The organism is Mesorhizobium sp. M1D.F.Ca.ET.043.01.1.1 (genome assembly GCF_003952385.1).
Classification (GTDB): domain Bacteria; phylum Pseudomonadota; class Alphaproteobacteria; order Rhizobiales; family Rhizobiaceae; genus Mesorhizobium.
In genome coordinates, this window is sequence record NZ_CP034444.1 from 2,209,433 (window position 1) to 2,225,181 (window position 15,749).

Genomic DNA, 15,749 nt, shown 5'->3' on the forward strand with positions numbered 1-15,749 from the left:
GAGCCTGCAGTCAAGGTCTCTCTGATCATCAGCATGCCCTTGCTGCGTGACGTTGGTCAAGTCGACGAACCAGGCGGCTTCCACCGGCAAGGAAAAGGTCTCGTCCACAGCAAACACTGGGTCCGCATGAAGACGGCCCTCACCGTCCTCAACACGAGCTTCTGATCCAGGCGGAAGACCCGAGCATTATCTACAGGGTCCTCGAAGCGATTGCCTCACGGCCCTAGCGGTGACAGAGGTTCTTCCACCTAGCACCCGCCTTCAAGAAGGGCCGGTAGTCGGAACCACCTTTGACGACAGCGTGCGCGACGCAGGCCATCTTGGCGATAGTGGGGGTCATTGCGTTGCGGCGTAGATCGGGATTGTCGCGATCCCTCGCAATGTAGCGTCGAACTTATGACGGAAGCCATTCTCGCGCTCGCGGATAGCGACTGGTCCGGCGATCCACAGGGTGCGGCGCAGCCGAGCATTGCCGAATTTGGAAAGGGGTCTGGCCGCAATATTGGCCTCACTGTTGTGTCGAGAGGTCCAGCCCGCAGAACTTTAGAAACTGGCGATGATGAGCGAAACGGCGAAGATCGCCGGCTCGGCAATGATTGTCAGCGCATTGATCGGCCCGATGCCGGGGATCTGGCGAAGGAGCTGATAATCCTGGCTGTGCCGCAACAGCTCATCGGCCTGCGCTTGGATCTAATTGCGTTGCCGGATCAGGCTGCGTGCCTCGTCAATGACCATCCATGCGAATGGCAGGCCATCAAGCGGCAGCGGCAGTCCAATCGGTGAGCGAGCCGTCTCGTAAATATCCACCAGATGTCTTGCTGACCTTGCGGCCGACGACATCCCCCGCTGCTGTCACAAATTCCTCCTTCGTCAGCGCCGTGATGCCTGCCGGCATCGGAAAGGCATGAAGGAAGGCGAAGAACCAATCGCTGCGGCTCCCCTGGAAGCGATCGATCCCGGGAAAATACAGCGGCAGGGAGTGCGTCAGGATACGGTGCTGGATCTCGGTCTTGGCCCTGGCGATCGCTTCGTAGTTCTTCGACAGTTCCTGCACGCCGTTGACGCCGGCGCGCAGCGGATCATGGTAGACCTGCGTCGCTTGGATCCTGAGCAGGTGCAGCATCACCTAAGCATCTTTGCAACGTTCTTGGCCTATCGGCCGGTGAATAGTTCCCCGGTCGCCTCCAAGACGCAGACCACAGGGCGGCCGTCCGCCTGCAGCACCGATCAGATGGTCGTGCTCAGCACGGGTGTTGAGGACCAAAAGGCGACGCCGGCGCTTGTGGCCCGGTGCTTCGATCAGAACTTCATTGCGCACCTTGGCAATGTCAATCGCTACCAGGACCGCGGCGGCGGGTGTAGAATCTGAAGTGGTCATGGTCGGTCTGTCCGGATTGGGTTGTGAACAATCACAGTTCTAGAGAAACTTTGACCGGCCATGGCCGCCTCGACAGCAGTGCGCGCCCGGTCCGTGAGAGCTAGCAGGTCCGGTCGGAGGCGAGCTGGAACTTGTGCATCTGATCAGATTTCGGGCGGGCGGCCGGCGCAGTGGATCACGCGATAGATGTGATCGGCGGAGCCTTTGTCGAGCTTCGTGATGGCGCTGATGCCAAGGCCCTTGTGGTTGCCTCGATGCGGGCGCAGGCGCGGCGTTCGGCTGGATTAACTTCATTCCCCGACTCTTACGCCAAATCAAAGTGCCCTTCGCGACGCAATTCTTGTCCGTTGCCTGACAAATGTCCCGTAGCGAACAGACAGAATCGAGAGCGAAAGCCAACTTTGTTGAACCAAAACGTTTTTTGCGTTGGCATAGCCTTTGCGTGCTCAAGTCGTGACGTTCACGAAGGAACAAAGCCATTCGATATTCACACAGATAATTGGGATTGTGACCCTCACAGCCACTGCATCATATTGTATAGAAAATGTATACTTTCGCATGTGACAATTCATCCTGGCAATCGGATAATCTAGGAGTTTCATATGACTGACAAATTCATCTACAACGAGGATTGGGCTTCCATCTATGAAAAATTTAGCATCCTACGAGGTAAAAGGGATGAGGCAGCGGAGACTGTCGCCTTTCTTGAGCCATGTGCGAGTGGAGGGAGTGCCCTCGAACTTGGTGTCGGGGACGGACGCGTTGCGGCGCCGTTAAGCGAGCGCGGCGTCAGGGTCGAAGGTATCGACAATTCGGACAGCATGTTGGAACTTCTCGCCAGGCGCACCGATCTGGTCAAAGCTTGGAAGGGGGATATTGCTAATTTCAGATCAGAGCGACGCTACAACCTGGTGTATTGCGTTTGGAACACGTTCCCGCTGCTCGTCACGCGCGAAACGCAAATAGCTTGCCTGCGATCTGCCGTGGAAGCGCTAGATGATGGGGGGATTATAGTGATAGACGTGGGCGTGCCGCCCTTGGATGGGCTCGTCAGCGGCCAGAAAACCAGTACTCTATTCGTGGATCATGAGAATACGATCCTCAATTCTGCCATCCACGACCCACTAACTCAGACGTTCGTTTCAACCCTCCTCTGGTTTTCCGGTACAGAGGTCAGACGTTTACCACATCGCGTTCGTTACGTTTATCATCAGGAGCTCGATACCATGGCCGAGTGCGTAGGACTGGAATTAGCGGAGCGCTGGGGAGATTGGACGAGAGGTGCATTTACCAAAGAATCCAAACGTCATATCTCGGTTTACCGGCGTAACCGGCCTCTAGTCTGAGGCTTAGCGATGGCAGATCTTTGATCGGTGATCTCGAAAAGCGAAAGAAGCCTCGATTTCGGGTATTTTGAATTTGCTTGGATATTCGCTATTCCCAGGGGTTCTTGGTCAAAATGGCGGGCAAAGCGCTTCATACCACCTTGATCGGAAGAGGCGCTTGGCATAGTTCGGCGGTCGTCATAAACATGCTTATGCCGGGCGCGGCATAAGCATGTCTTGATCAGCGTCGCCATCAAGCGGCCCGATCGGCACCGCTCGGAGCGTTCGAACAGCCAAGCCTTCCTGCCGGAGGCCATCTCGGGGTCATTCTGCCCATGTCGAGCAGGAGGTCGAAGTCCAGTATCGGTGGCACCCGTATTTCGGACGTCGGCTTCGCTGCGAGAACAGCGAAGAGCGCCCCGACGGCCGGATCATTCATCTCGTCGTCACCCAACGAGCTCAGCCGTGACGAGTGGCTCGGCCTGATGCTCGACCGCGAGGTCGCTATACGGGCCGACAAGCGCGTCCGGAACCGGCTCGCCTCGGCCAGGCTGCGCTTTCGCGAAGCCTGCATCGAGGACATCGACTTTGCCCCGCCACGCGGGCCCGTGGTCAAATGGCATGACCTGATCGCAGACCCTACCGACGCCGACGCCATTCTCGACAGGATCGTTCACAACGCCCACCGCATCGTGCTCAAGCGCGATTACATGCGAAAGCAAAGGCAGCGCCCCTCTTGACCGGCACCGAGAACGGCGAAATCAATCATCCATGAACGCAACAAGGCACCCAAGGACCGACGCCGGCAGACTGTCCGACATTAGCGAAACCACTGTCCGAGAATTAGCGGAACCCCTGTCCGGCTTTTGCGAAATGCGCACCCTAGGTGAAGCATCTGTTCGGGCGACAGCGGCTACACAGGCTGAAACTCATGGACAAATCGCCCATCCCGCCTCGCCATTCTCGTAGCCATGGTGGAGAGCTTGTCCGACGAAATGCCCCTCCCTGATTTTCAAAAAGGACTCTAAGTGCCAACGAGCCAAATAGGGCGATCCTGTAATGCTGTGCCCTCTGCAAGCCGCTCGCAAAGCGTTTGCCACAGCGGATCGCCGGTAAACGCCGGTAAGCTGCCCCACGCCTTATTCAAAGGCATCGCGGCGTAGAAGTCGATCAACTGCTCAAAACGGGAGCCAGGCTGGGCAATCAGACTGAAGGGATCGATAGGCCCAGGCAAGATCGTCCGATGCCCCCACATACCCGGCTCTTCGTCGGACGCTATCGAGGCGGGTAAGCTGCGATTTGCAGGTGACGGAAACTCGGCGAGGGTAGACAGCAAGGCTTGGCGCATAATGGGATAGTAGACGATCTGGCGACTGCCGCCGAGCGCCCGCAGTCCAGGAAGTATCGACGTCACCAAGAATGACAGGAACAGACTTGGTATGATCTCACCCTTATTCAAGGATGGCACGAGCGCGTCAGGCACACATCTTTGTGAGAAGGTCCTGTCTTCGGTCAAAAAGAGGCCTTCGTCCAATCGCAGGGGAAAGATGCGTCCTCCTGACAAATGCCAAAAGAAGTCGGTTGTCGTCTTCGCCCAACCGCTCCATTGGTCCCTATTAAACGACTTCAAATGAGTAAGCAGCCTCTTCGCAAAAGAGCCCGGTCCAAACAGCGTTGACGAAAGCCACGATGACGGATCGCGAAGATGCTGGGCAACAAGGTCCGCCACGTCCAGATCGTCGATTTGCAGCAACTGTAGGTCTGATGCGAAGAAGCGGTGCCAGAGGCTCTGATTGGCTGTTTTGATAGCATCGGCGGCCGAGGGAAACTCACCATCCGGGAGGTTCTTTTGCAACTCCTCGATTAGTAGGCTCGCACCTGTCATCTTTTCGGAACTCGTCAGAGCGAAGCGCTGTGGCGAATGGCGGCCGCAAATACTGAATGGATCCATTTTGCTGCGCGATAATCCGAACACATTGAGGGTTCTATCACCCAATCTCAGCCAACCGGGCCCCTTCTTCGCGCTTTCAGTGAATTTTACGGTCGAAGCCGAATAGGACACATACCAGCTGTCTTTATGGGAGCGAAGTCCCATGCCGCTAAAGACATGCGTATAGAATGCATCAGGTTCAACAATCAGATGACAATGTGGACCGGTCTGAATGACCGGTCGGCTGCGAAGCTGTTTACCGAGTTCGGCAATCTGCTGATGCCCATAACCCAGACGTAAGGCGCGATCTGCAAGTAGCAGTTCCATCTGTTCCAGCGCGTGCATGCGGACAGGATGAGCAGCGGATGGTTTCGCGTTATAAACGGCATGCGCATACGCACACGTTGGAAGAGTCGAGTACCGCGAAATATACGGCATAAGCCAAATCAACGCTTCGGCGACGGGCTTTGGAGACAACGACTTCATCGCATTCATCCCGTGATTTGAACCGACGTCTACTGTGTCAACATCGATCAAAACTCGGCCTTGTAGAGTTCACTCAATGACGACTTGGGCACAGGGCGAACGTGAAACTTTGGACGTTCGCGAACGTCAGCACCCCAAGGCCGAAGCCCCGATGACAGGTAAAATACCACTCGGCCCGCGTACTCAAAATAACAAGTGGTAAGGAACAGGCACGCAATGACCGACCCAAGACGACCAGGCGGCCCCAAATTGCCCTAAAAGCAGCACCTGAGATACAAATGCGCGCCAATGTTGGACGCGCAAGCGTACCGGCAGTAAATCGATCACACGGCAGGAGCTTCGGTCCTGGCGCAGCTTCACTCATCTGGTGAACGCCCCAAGCGTCGGAATGGTGGTAGTTCCACGGCTAATCCCGGTAGCTGACCGGGAGCTTCTATGTAGACATATTCGTTTGGAATGCAGGGCGGGGCCATCGACGAAATCAGGCGCCGCAGATTGTCCGCATTGTTGCTGGCAGCAAGGGTGTAGAAATTGCCGCAATTCCATGTCACGCATCCGTATTTGAAATACTCGGCCAATGCTGCTGACATATCGTTTAGCGTCGTCTCGTTGAGATTCATCCGTTTGAGAATGACCTTATTTTTATTTTTGATTTCCTCAGGTTTGAAGAAACGCGCCTTATATCCGTGGTCTTTTTGAAGCTCACGGCGCAGATATTCGTCGCCTTCAATTTGCCTGAATTTTTCCAAAAAGAGGAATATCCCGTCTTCTTTCAGTTGTCGTTTCACAAACCCAACCTGCTCCCGTCGATTGGGCGAATACATTTGGAAAGTAGTGTCTTCTAAGATGATGTCGAATCCGTCGGAAAAGTGCTTTAAACTTGGGGTCGACGCTACTCTGCTCCTCGTGAGGTGGTGGAATGGGCCGAGGAAGAAAGTTGCATGGGCGGGTTGTCCGTGGAGAAAGAAGCTCTCTTCGTTTTCCTTATTGGGGCTGCACGAAAGGGTTTGAATCTTGCCGTTGCCCAAGCGCCCTAGCGTACGGGCAAGTGTTCCTTCGGCGTCCCCCAGCACATAGAAGCGAGCGGGGTTTTCATCATGCCCAATGGCAAATCCATACCGTAAGAGGGCATCACCAACGCGAACCGCCTCCTCGAGGCGATAAGGGATACTGCCAAAATAATGAGGGTCGAAACGGCCCCAGAGCTGGCGATGTACGCCAGTGAAGCTTTCCAGTGACACATCCCCCTGGAAAAGGCGCGCATCAACGCTCGGCATTTTGATGGGAACTCCTGATTGTGCCGCAGCGGTTGCCGAAAAAAAATCGGCCATTTCATTCAATCGCGGTGCCTTATCGCACTCGGCAAAAAAGTCTCGCATCTGCGGTTCCATTTCGCGCTCCCTAGGCGAGTTGCTCGACGCACCACTACACCAGTGCGTGACAGTGGGTCACATTGTGGGCCGGCGGGTCCAAGTTCCGAAAAATTTCGGAGTGGTCTTTATCTTCCTCGGCTACTGGGCCAAGGCTTCCTCAGGTATGGTGCGTGGAATCCTGAGACGAGTATCGGATGATCAGGAGGCAACGTTGAGAAGCCTCCGGCTGCACGTCGGCAATTTGCCGCTGAACAAAGACAGACTGAGACCCCGATGCACTCGAACTCCGAGGAGGCGTAGTCCCACGTTACTTCCAGACCAGAAATGATTTCCTGATTAGCAATAAAATCGTAGGCTCCAAATCGGTTCGGCACGATCGCTAAGTTGGGATTACAAGAATGATTCACAACGACGGCGGGCTCCTCAAACAGAGCATGGACATCCCAGTCCAGTTGGATCGAGTTTGTCGTCCGAATTCTTTCCATCCGGTCCAGCAGCCCGATGATAACAACCTCTCCAGGTGAGAAATCGCGAGCAGAGAATACGCCGCGGCCTTTATCGTCACCTGTAGAGAGGACACTTACGTTGCGGGCATTCAGTAGTCTTACGCACCCGATATCGTCTGTCAAGATAGACGCTCTTTTCGTTACGTGTGGCGCCGGCATTGCAAATTCCCTATATATTATGGAGGCCCAGAGAGAGCCTTAACTGTGTTGCGTGCGATATAAGTTGCTTCTTCATTGCCGCCTGCAAAAATCATGGTCTGGTATGCTTTGGCAACTTTGTCTCAATGCCCAAGGACCGCGTCTCTATTAGACGCACATTTCTTCAGCTTCCGCTCAATCCCACATAGAGCCAAGCCTATTTTGGGACGTGCTGGAGTTGCCGACCCTTTCCGAAAACGACGTGACGCCGCCTCTGACATTCCTTTCCTCCGTTTCCATCCATCTAGGTTACTGCGACATGAACGCCCCTCCGGCGCTCTCGCCGCCTTTCACCGAAGACTTCAAAATTTGTGCCAATCTGAAAGATTGAGTCGAAGAAGAATTTTTGAGCTACTTTTCAGCTATTTAACCTAGCGCAACAGGAGATCGACTAAACAAGACTGCTTGGCGGACCCGACAAACCCGACAGAAGATGTCGGAAGGTTTCGTATTTGTTCGTAACGTCGGGCATGACGCGCCTTGGTCGACCTGACTGGTCTCATGCGTGCTCTTATGAGAGCACTTAGGGGTGGTGACTCAGATCACGTTGCTCACGGGGCGCGAACATCGGGTGCCCGCACTGGCGCCAGCAGGGAGGCGAAGTACCACCCTACTATTCGTGTGGAGTTGGCAAGGGAGCCGGGGAGTATTTCGCTGGAGCGACGCCCCCAACCCGCACGGGTGATCGCGCTGGCCCCCGCGCTTCGAGATTAATGTAGCTGAACCGCTCGCCAGCTGGATTGCCCCCCGCGAACTCGCGTGATTGGCAATTGGCATCAGTCGCGAGCTTCAATTACGGTGGCTACTCCTATCTCGACGAGCCCCGCCGTGTGTTGGGCAATACGACGGACCTGCGCCCTGGTCTTTTGCGGGACTGGCAGAGGCATCGATACCGAACCGTGTGCTGTCGACCATCGTCGGCGAATCCGATGATCATGCCGCAATGCGTTGAACCGGTACAGTGCAAAGCTGCTTCTCCTGAGCACGCACTGCGCGGCAAAACCCCACATAGCCAAGGCCACCGTATTTGTGGACAGAGGCGCCGCCGGCTGGTACCGCATAAGACATCCTAAAGCGCTTTTTTCCCAGTTGCGGCGGATGCCGATGTTAAAGCCCTCGTCAACCAGGCGCACCTCTGCTCCCATGATGGGCTCAAGAGAATATTGCCGACCCGGTCGCAGACGGCACTCATGGGAACCCAGCTCTCCTGAAACAGGAGACATTTCATGCCGATCTTGGCGGCAACGGCGGCGACCATCCGCGTGTGGTCGGGCTGCAAGCCGCCGATGGTGACGAGCGTATCGGCACCCGACGCGATCGCGTCGGGGATTATGTTTTCGAGCTTGCGCAGCTTGTTGCCGCCCAACGCCATACCGGAGGTGCAGTCCTCTCGTTTGGCGAAGATTTCTACCTTGCCGCCCAGAGGCTTGCCGAGCCGGTCGAGCTTCCCAATGGGGTTGGGTCAAAAGTGAGCGGATAGGGTTCGAATTTTCCGGCATGTTTTGTTCGATAGCACGTGAGATTGAGCTAACCTAGCAATGCACGATGCACGAGCTGTTCCAAACGCTTGTTTGACTGTGATGTCGGCTGCATTCGGATCTTCCAAAAGGGGACCACTGTCATGTTTTCCGGCCCTTCGTTCGAAAGCGCGACGAAGCAACGTGCGTGCCCTGCCCAGCGATCGACCACTAATGTCTATGGGACCGAAACTACATTCCCTGCGTTAGAACGATGAGAATGCCGCCTCCTTCGACCATACTAGGCGCCATGACCTCACTAATCGAACTTGAACAAAGTAAATCTGGGCTCTGATCTTGTCACAGCGCCTCAAGGGAGGAGCAGCAATATGCCGAGCGTTTGATTGCGCTGGGCCCGTCTTGAGTTTCATTCTTTCGCTCGTCATCGTCGGGCGACTGGTACCGAACTTCCTGGGATCTATCGAAAACAGAGCTTTGCTCCGCTTTGACAGCGCAGCTGGATCGCGAAATCAGAAAGAGCACACTTGCGAAATAACCCAGCTGAAGAAGTAGCGAACAGCCCAGCGTCGTGACGACTGCTAGACGGAACGAATAATGCGAGGCGAAGTAAACCGTCACAGCGTTGCCGCACAGGACCAGCCCGAGGAGCCGACAAAAATGTGATGAAGCGCAATGCCGTTCTCCTGGTTTTGTCTCGTCAAATCATGCACCTCATGCTGCGATCTGGTCGGCCGCGACATGGGTCTGGCAGTTCTTTGGGCAGACGCGGCCGCAGGCACCGCAGCCAATGCAGCGGCCGGCATGGTCGACAACCATGACCATGCGATTGAGCTCACCATCGAAATCGTCGTTTCGCAGGCGCCGAGGATTTCACCCGCGTCATCGACACCGTAAAGATGCATGACCTCGCGCGAGCAGACTTTGAAACAGCGGCCGCAGCCAATACAGACCATGCCATCTATAGCTATCAGGTATTGCGGCACCCATAAGGAGCCGTTGCGGCTGAAGAATGTGCTCCTCATCGCAAAGTCTTCATTTTGGCGAGCTCTCCCCTGGCACCATCCAGCTCGGCGTAAACGGCGTGCGTCTTCTCGGCGACTTCCTCTATCTCAATCCATTTGACCGGGAGACCCTCGGCAAGGTCGCGCAAATTCGTCTTGGCTATTGCCGCGCGCAGTTGAAGCTTTCGGACTTTTTTCGTCCTCTCATCCAGATTTGACATGATCCTTCCTCGAAAATCGGTTTCTTCACGCCCGCGCCACGTCCCGATAGGCAATAGCTGCGGTCGCATCGCCGACCAGTTTCGCCCCGGTATCTGCGAGTTTCCGGAGAGTCTCGAAGCCGAACCGATAGACGCCTCGACAGACCGACGAACTGCCCGACCGTGAAAGTACGCGCCCGGAGCACCGGTCGGTTTCATTTCGTCTGAGCGCTCCTCGATCCCAAGCTCCACTACGGTCTAAAACATGCCGAGCCGCCCAGCGCGTCCGGATCCGGATCGCCAATGATCGGATATTCCGCTGCAGTTCCTTGGTGATGATGAAATTGGCCAGCAACCCGGTGTCCGATTTCCCTTGGCGTGAGCCATTGAAGGCGAGCACGGATCAACCGCGGGAGGCGTACGGCGGGTACGGGCGTCGCCCCGTCCGTGTGACGGCAGGGCCATGCGCCGCGTGCGACGTTTGGTTTGCTCGATTTCAGTGCTCGATTTCTGCTTTCGGGTACGCCAACTCCGGGCCTGGTTGCGCAGCCGACGTCCGACCTGGCCGGGCCGATCCCACGTCGATGCCTTCCCTTCGGGCTGACCACTCCTGGGTCGTGACGTCTTCCGATAGGCCCAAGTCGGCTCGAGCATCTCTTCCGCGCCGATCCGGTGAGAGGTACTCAGGTTCGAGCCTAAACGATCCATCCCTGTGCTGCCTGGGCATACTTGCCGCGGGCGCCCCGCGGAAACTGGCGGATTGACCAGGGTTCTTTTTCACTTGTCGTCTCTTCGCTCATCAGGCGACTGTGCTTTGATTTTCAGCGGCCGTGTTTTGCGGAACCACGCAAAGATCCCCGGAGCATGCGTTCTCACCCGTGTAGTTGGCCAGGGCTTGGAGCAATGCGGTAAGGCAGTATTGTTTGATATGGTCCGGCATCATCCCTGGATTCCCCAGAGATTTCAGCGCCACCTCGATCAACTCGATTGCGCGACCCTTGTTGCCGCTCTCGTAATAATACTGAGCGACCGGGACGTACCACCGGAATTTAAGAGGCCCCTCGCCGTGTGGGGGATTCAGTGTCAGTATCTGTTCCGCGAGCTCGTGGCCCATCGCGAAGCGTTCAGCACGGGGGATATGTGAGTTGTCAATCGCGGGATCGAAGAGTTGGTTCAGGGCCATGACCATCCAAGAGACGGCATCGAATTTTTTGTCGATGGCGTCCTCGACCAACTGGCGCATGACGGGCAAGCCGGTCTGCATGTCGCGCAGCTTGTGAAGCAGTAGATTCGCGTGCGTTTCCCGGAACCCGCTATAATCGGGCACTAAGGCGAGGCCTTCTTCGATGGCCGAGACCGCCGCCGTCCAATCCTCGGCCTGCATCGCCGGGTGAAGCTTGGCGTAAATCGGTCGGGTCAGTGCTAGCTCGCGTGCCTTGGATTGGTTAGTAGCGATCCGCCTTGCATCGGCGCGTTGAGCTTCATCGCTGTTGCGCCAACTGCCGTTGAGAACCTTTGGCAAAACGTCATCGAGTTCCGCCGGATGTCCTATGAAAGCGATGAGGCCGTCGCGGTCGACTAAGAACGAGGCGGGAATCCCCAGAGATGAACTGGGTTCCATCCATAGTCTATTCATTTCGCCTGTGTAATCGAACGCGATACGATAATTCAGATTCGGGAATCTCTCTGTCAGCCAAGCATCCAAGCTAGTCCGCGTCTCCTCGGCGGTCGGGCCCTTTTCCCCAGCTGCGACTCCGATGACCTCAAATCCGCTGTCTTGATACTTCTCCTGCAACTGCGTCAGATGGGGCATCACCGCCACACAGGGTGCGCACCAAGTCGCCCAAAATTCCAGGAGGTACACCTTGCCGGGGTGAAAGTTGGCGAGGGGCTCGCCACGCAGCCAGTCGTCCACTTTGATCGGAGGAGCCGGGGACTCCTTATGCAACACCATATTGTTCTCCAAAGCTCTATTCTCACACCTTTCGGGCGTTTCTGACGAGCCGGTTCTCCTCTGAGAAATGGAAGAAACCGGTTCGGTGACCAGCACTCGTCTTGTGCGTTCGCATGCGGCTAGTCCTCACCCATTGTTGCCGCATCTCAACCAGCAATGGTCGTGCCAGCCCGCTTAGTGAGCGTAAGTGTGTGGTTAGCTCGGAAAACCTTTGGGCGTAGAACGCGGTCGATTGTTTTGAACCCGACATGGTTCCTGCCGCTGTCTGGTTTTCGACACGCATCACTGATGCTTCACGCTTGAGAACCGAAGACAGCTTGGCTGTCTCGCCTGGGGCAATGTTCGGCGTCGGCCCGTCTAACAGCATCATTTCGGGGCCGGTCGAAAGTGCGCGGGCGATCTCCACGACCGGCTCCCGCCTGCAGCCACTGCGTCCTGGCCTGCTGATGGCTGAGCCTTCCTTCTTGGGCCGGGTCGGTGGGGCGGTGAGGCCCAGCGCGTCGACTGCGAGCCGCCGCCGTTACCGCATATGATGTTTGGCCAGACGGCCGATCCCGCATTCACGAGCCGATATTTCGTGAAAGAGCTTTGGAAGCATTGCAGGTTCCTGCGTAGACCACCCGCTGCTGCGGGCATTCGCGACCCCTTCGCTGAATAGGAGGGTCCAGGTGGGCCAGTCTGGTCTCGATTGTCTGGTGGCAGCCCGTAGAGATGTCGGATATGCCGCGCCGATCAAGATTCGGATGGCGCAAAGGCCTTCGGATTGTCGGATTTCGCGTAGAACCCCAGTACGGGCCCGATATCAAAGATCGTCCCTGGCGGAAGGCGCCGGACGGACGCAGGCCATTTTTCGGTTGAGACGCCGATGCCTCTCGCAAGCATGCTGGCAAATCGGGGCATCAGCGGTGCGAGTGTCTGCGCCAGGATCGCAGCGGCTGTAGCCTGAAGCGCGAGCGAGGTCCGGGTGCGGGCGGGATAGAGACGTCGCGCCGCTTCGTAGTCTTGCGCCTGACGGTAGATCAGGCAATCGCGCACGAAATCGCAGGCCTGCGCGGCCGCGCGCCGGACCGAGAAGCCATCATCCGAATAGGCGCGTTCCATCGCCGCGCGATGGATCTCTATCCGAGCAAAGAAAGCGCGATCGGCGGGACCCCAGTCGCCTGCGTCGGGCACGCAGCCGCCAAAATCCTGCTTGATTTGCCGGTGAAGCGCATCAAGCCATTTCAGCCAAGTTCCTTTGAACACCTCGTTCTCGGTGCGGCGTAACGCGTTTAGCGTAAAGTTCGTCCGCTCACCTTCCGGGCGTGTCAGGCCCAAATGAAGACGCACGGCGTCGACTGTCTTTAAGCCCAAAACCTCCTTGCCCCAGACCGCATGGGCGCGGCTGGTCGAGAACTTCTGGCCGTCGAGCAGATAGAACTCGTTCACGTGATACCGGATACGCGGCGTCCAGTGGGAGAACACCTCAGCGTAAAGCGCGGGGTAAAGTAGCGCGTGGTAGAAGGAATTGTCGAAGCCGAAGAAATGGACAATCTGCCAGTCATTGCTGGGCATCGCCGCATTCCAGTCGCGCCCCAGCAAGCCAGCTAGCGCCTGGATGTTGTAAAGGAATCCGAAAGCCATCTCCGGCCAAACCCAGATCCGCTGCCCCGGAAGCCCTTCGGCCGGCAGGCCCCAGTCCGAGGGGTGGGTGATGGGCACGGAAAAGTCGCCGCGTTGGCGTACACGCGCGAAGAGGTCCAAAATCCGAGCGGGAGCGCCCGACGCCCTTAAATGCCGGTCGATGTCGTCGTAGCATCGATCCAGCGCAAGTTCGGGACGGCGCACGGAGCCGACCACCGGCGCCTCGGCCGAGTGCCGCGCCCGGACTGCACCTAGGTCGTGGCATAAGTTCGGCGCGCCGCATTTCTCGCAGATGTTGCCACTAGTGGAGCTGCCGCAATCGGGGCAGAGGCCGCTTACATCCGGTTCGTAAAGGTAATCGCCTGTCACTGCATCAAATAGCGCACGGCTCTGGCGCAGATCTACCGCCGGGCTGCTCAGAAGAGTGCGGAAACATGTGGCTTGAAACTCGGCGTAAGCGTCATCCCCCAACGTGGACAGGAAGCTGTGGACCTCACAGTCGAGAAGCGCGAGCGTGGCTATGATCTCGTCGGCGTAGTGGCGCGCCACCTTTGCGGGCGTCGATTGATCATCGGCACGCGTGGCGACATAGCTCTGGTGATCGTCGCTCCCAGTCAGGTGGTAGGCTTCGGCCCCATTCATGCGCAGGAAACGCGTGTAGACGTCGGCGCCAAAATACGGGCCTGAAAGATGCCCCAGATGCAGATCGCCATTGGGCGTCGGCGGCGTGGAGAAGACGAAGATCGGCGTGCGGGGAGCCGCGACCTGTGCAGCAGCTTCGAGGGCGGCCTTGCCGTCGCGCCAGTAGACATCGACGAAATCTAGGTCTTCGTCCCCATCATTGCACAGCACATGCGCTTCAAAGGGGTGGAACAGAACGACGTCGCCGGCTTTGACTGGGATTTGCCGAAGGTCGGTCCGGACCTTGCCCACCCCGGACAGGACTACGAAGGCCTCGATTTCGTCGTGCCGATGAGGCTCGGATGTGACCCCCGGTGCCACCTTGCCGAATGAAAACCCGGTGCCCGCGCTTCCCGTTCCAAGCGTGGCCATGTCGATACCGAACGCACGCGACAGCTCCGTTCGAGAAAACCTGTATTTGCGCATGACGAAGCTCAGCCGTTGAAACAGTGGTATCTTCGGCTGCGAACGCGACAGCCTCTGCTGCAAGTTGCGAAGAGAGGCGGCAGCCCGGTACCGGTTGGCGGCCCCCGCGAGAACAATCCGGCTCCAGCCCACAGGCGGGCGAAGACTGCGCGCCAGTAGGAATTTGCCGTCAGCGAAGATCGCCCGGTGACTACCTCCATACGACGTGCCGAAGCGTCGTAACGCGACTGCGGCGATGCTCCAGTAGCCCACAAATCAGAACGCCATGCTGCCCGCATTTTTAGCGTCGACCAGTTTCATATGCATGCCTCGCTCAGTCGCGATAGAAAATGCCGTTTGGCGGCTTGAGATTGTCTAGATCAGCCACTTTGCCCTCGGGCGGATTAAGAGCGCGCTTAAGCACGTTGTATTCAGCGCGGGTCGGTCCACCGGTCGAAGCACGCTGGAACACCAAGTAGAGCGTTCGCCGCGATCGATTGCTTTTATTCGGCTGCGAGTAATGCGGTGCGTAATCGTCGAAGATGAAGATGTCCCCAGCCTTCCATTCTATGGGTTCCCAGGAGAGTTTCTCGGCGACCTCAGGATCAATCACCCCGTCGGCATCCATGGAAAATACTCCCCTGTTGTGGTTCCCGGGGCTAAAGAAAAGGCCGCCATTGTCCGGGTCGGAGTCGTCAATGCCTATGGCGACGACCGCATGGACCATCCGGTCGGGGAGCCTGTGTGGAATGTGATAAATGTCCTGATGCGGGCGATAGCCGCCGCTGTCGGGGTAGTGGAAAATCAGCAACTCCTTGAGCCGGCGCGAGCCTTCGTCAAGCAGCTCCTCGACCGCAGCGTTAATGCGCTGATCGGCGAGGAGCAGATCACGCAATGGATCATGGAAGTCGAGAAAATTCTCGGCCTTAGATGTGATCTTTCGATTATCCGTCGTCTTCTCGAACCACAGCATCCATTTGTCATCGCTGACGTCCCAGCCTGAAATATTATCAACAAAGCTGGAGATACGCTCCACAGCCGCGGGATCGAAGAAGCTTTCGATCCTGACATATCCGTCTTTCTCCCACTTTTCTCTTTGTGCATCAGTCAACATGCGAAAAGCCTCCTGTTGGAAAGACTGGTTGGTCGAAAATTTCGGTTAGCGCAATCGGGCGCTGGTCAGGTTGTGGGTCACGGAATCAGTACTCCAC

General features: G+C 56.9%; 9 protein-coding genes and 4 pseudogenes. 2 read left to right on the forward strand and 11 right to left on the reverse strand.

The genetic code is table 11. From position 1 onward, the window contains the following. Nucleotides 1–186: 186 nt before the first annotated feature. Nucleotides 187–1,378 (reverse strand): annotated as a pseudogene (locus tag EJ067_RS10915) (transposase). A gap of 602 nt (nt 1,379–1,980) precedes the next feature. Between EJ067_RS10915 and EJ067_RS10920 the strand changes: the two are divergent. Both EJ067_RS10920 and EJ067_RS35660 read left to right on the forward strand, forming a co-directional pair. Then, nucleotides 1,981–2,724 carry a class I SAM-dependent methyltransferase gene (locus EJ067_RS10920; protein WP_126079018.1) on the forward strand — a complete coding sequence of 248 codons (744 nt, stop codon included), beginning with the start codon at nt 1,981–1,983 and terminating at the stop codon, nt 2,722–2,724. 578 nt (nt 2,725–3,302) lie between these two features. Beyond that, a pseudogene (locus EJ067_RS35660) lies at nt 3,303–3,443 on the forward strand (ATP-binding protein); the annotation flags it as partial. 284 nt (nt 3,444–3,727) lie between these two features. Here the strand turns inward: EJ067_RS35660 and EJ067_RS10935 are convergent. From EJ067_RS10935 to EJ067_RS10990, 10 genes and pseudogenes are all read right to left on the reverse strand, one after another. Continuing rightward, nucleotides 3,728–5,119: a hypothetical protein gene (locus tag EJ067_RS10935; protein WP_126079020.1), complete on the reverse strand. Its 1,392-nt coding sequence runs from the start codon at nt 5,117–5,119 to the stop codon at nt 3,728–3,730. Between the two features lie 356 nt (nt 5,120–5,475). Then, a complete protein-coding gene (locus EJ067_RS10940) occupies nt 5,476–6,510 on the reverse strand; it encodes a class I SAM-dependent methyltransferase (protein ID WP_126085782.1) in 1,035 nt (344 codons plus the stop codon). A gap of 1,492 nt (nt 6,511–8,002) precedes the next feature. Beyond that, nucleotides 8,003–8,648, reverse strand: a pseudogene (locus tag EJ067_RS10950) (pyridoxal-phosphate dependent enzyme); the annotation flags it as partial. Between the two features lie 365 nt (nt 8,649–9,013). Beyond that, complete coding sequence (locus EJ067_RS10955; protein ID WP_245467229.1) at nt 9,014–9,292, reverse strand: exopolysaccharide production repressor protein; 279 nt, start codon at nt 9,290–9,292, stop codon at nt 9,014–9,016. Between the two features lie 93 nt (nt 9,293–9,385). Beyond that, a pseudogene (fdxB, locus tag EJ067_RS10960) lies at nt 9,386–9,696 on the reverse strand (ferredoxin III, nif-specific). After that, on the reverse strand, nt 9,693–9,896 hold the full coding sequence (locus tag EJ067_RS10965; protein WP_126079022.1) for a CCE_0567 family metalloprotein: 204 nt from the start codon (nt 9,894–9,896) through the stop codon (nt 9,693–9,695). The pseudogene fdxB and the gene EJ067_RS10965 overlap by 4 nt, the downstream one beginning before the upstream one ends. Nucleotides 9,897–10,674: 778 nt before the next feature. Next, nucleotides 10,675–11,829, reverse strand: coding sequence for a TlpA disulfide reductase family protein (locus tag EJ067_RS10975; RefSeq protein ID WP_126079023.1), 1,155 nt, complete (start codon nt 11,827–11,829; stop codon nt 10,675–10,677). A gap of 22 nt (nt 11,830–11,851) precedes the next feature. Next, nucleotides 11,852–12,235: a hypothetical protein gene (locus tag EJ067_RS10980; RefSeq protein ID WP_126079024.1), complete on the reverse strand. Its 384-nt coding sequence runs from the start codon at nt 12,233–12,235 to the stop codon at nt 11,852–11,854. Nucleotides 12,236–12,561: 326 nt separating this feature from the next. Then, nucleotides 12,562–14,559 carry a class I tRNA ligase family protein gene (locus tag EJ067_RS10985; protein ID WP_126079025.1) on the reverse strand — a complete coding sequence of 666 codons (1,998 nt, stop codon included), beginning with the start codon at nt 14,557–14,559 and terminating at the stop codon, nt 12,562–12,564. A 313-nt stretch (nt 14,560–14,872) separates the two neighbouring features. Further along, nucleotides 14,873–15,652 (reverse strand): phytanoyl-CoA dioxygenase family protein, encoded by a 780-nt coding sequence (locus EJ067_RS10990; protein WP_126085783.1) that lies wholly within the window; start codon nt 15,650–15,652, stop codon nt 14,873–14,875. Nucleotides 15,653–15,749 lie beyond the last annotated feature (97 nt).

Bases quoted from the DNA above. Each gene is read 5' to 3' on its own strand.
- EJ067_RS10985 (WP_126079025.1), bottom strand. From the start codon at position 14,559: ATGCGCAAATACAGGTTTTCTCGAACGGAGCTGTCGCGTGCGTTCGGT.
- EJ067_RS10975 (WP_126079023.1), bottom strand. From the start codon at position 11,829: ATGGTGTTGCATAAGGAGTCCCCGGCTCCTCCGATCAAAGTGGACGAC.
- EJ067_RS10920 (WP_126079018.1), top strand. From the start codon at position 1,981: ATGACTGACAAATTCATCTACAACGAGGATTGGGCTTCCATCTATGAA.
- EJ067_RS10935 (WP_126079020.1), bottom strand. From the start codon at position 5,119: ATGAAGTCGTTGTCTCCAAAGCCCGTCGCCGAAGCGTTGATTTGGCTT.
- EJ067_RS10965 (WP_126079022.1), bottom strand. From the start codon at position 9,896: ATGTCAAATCTGGATGAGAGGACGAAAAAAGTCCGAAAGCTTCAACTG.
- EJ067_RS10990 (WP_126085783.1), bottom strand. From the start codon at position 15,652: ATGTTGACTGATGCACAAAGAGAAAAGTGGGAGAAAGACGGATATGTC.
- EJ067_RS10940 (WP_126085782.1), bottom strand. From the start codon at position 6,510: ATGGAACCGCAGATGCGAGACTTTTTTGCCGAGTGCGATAAGGCACCG.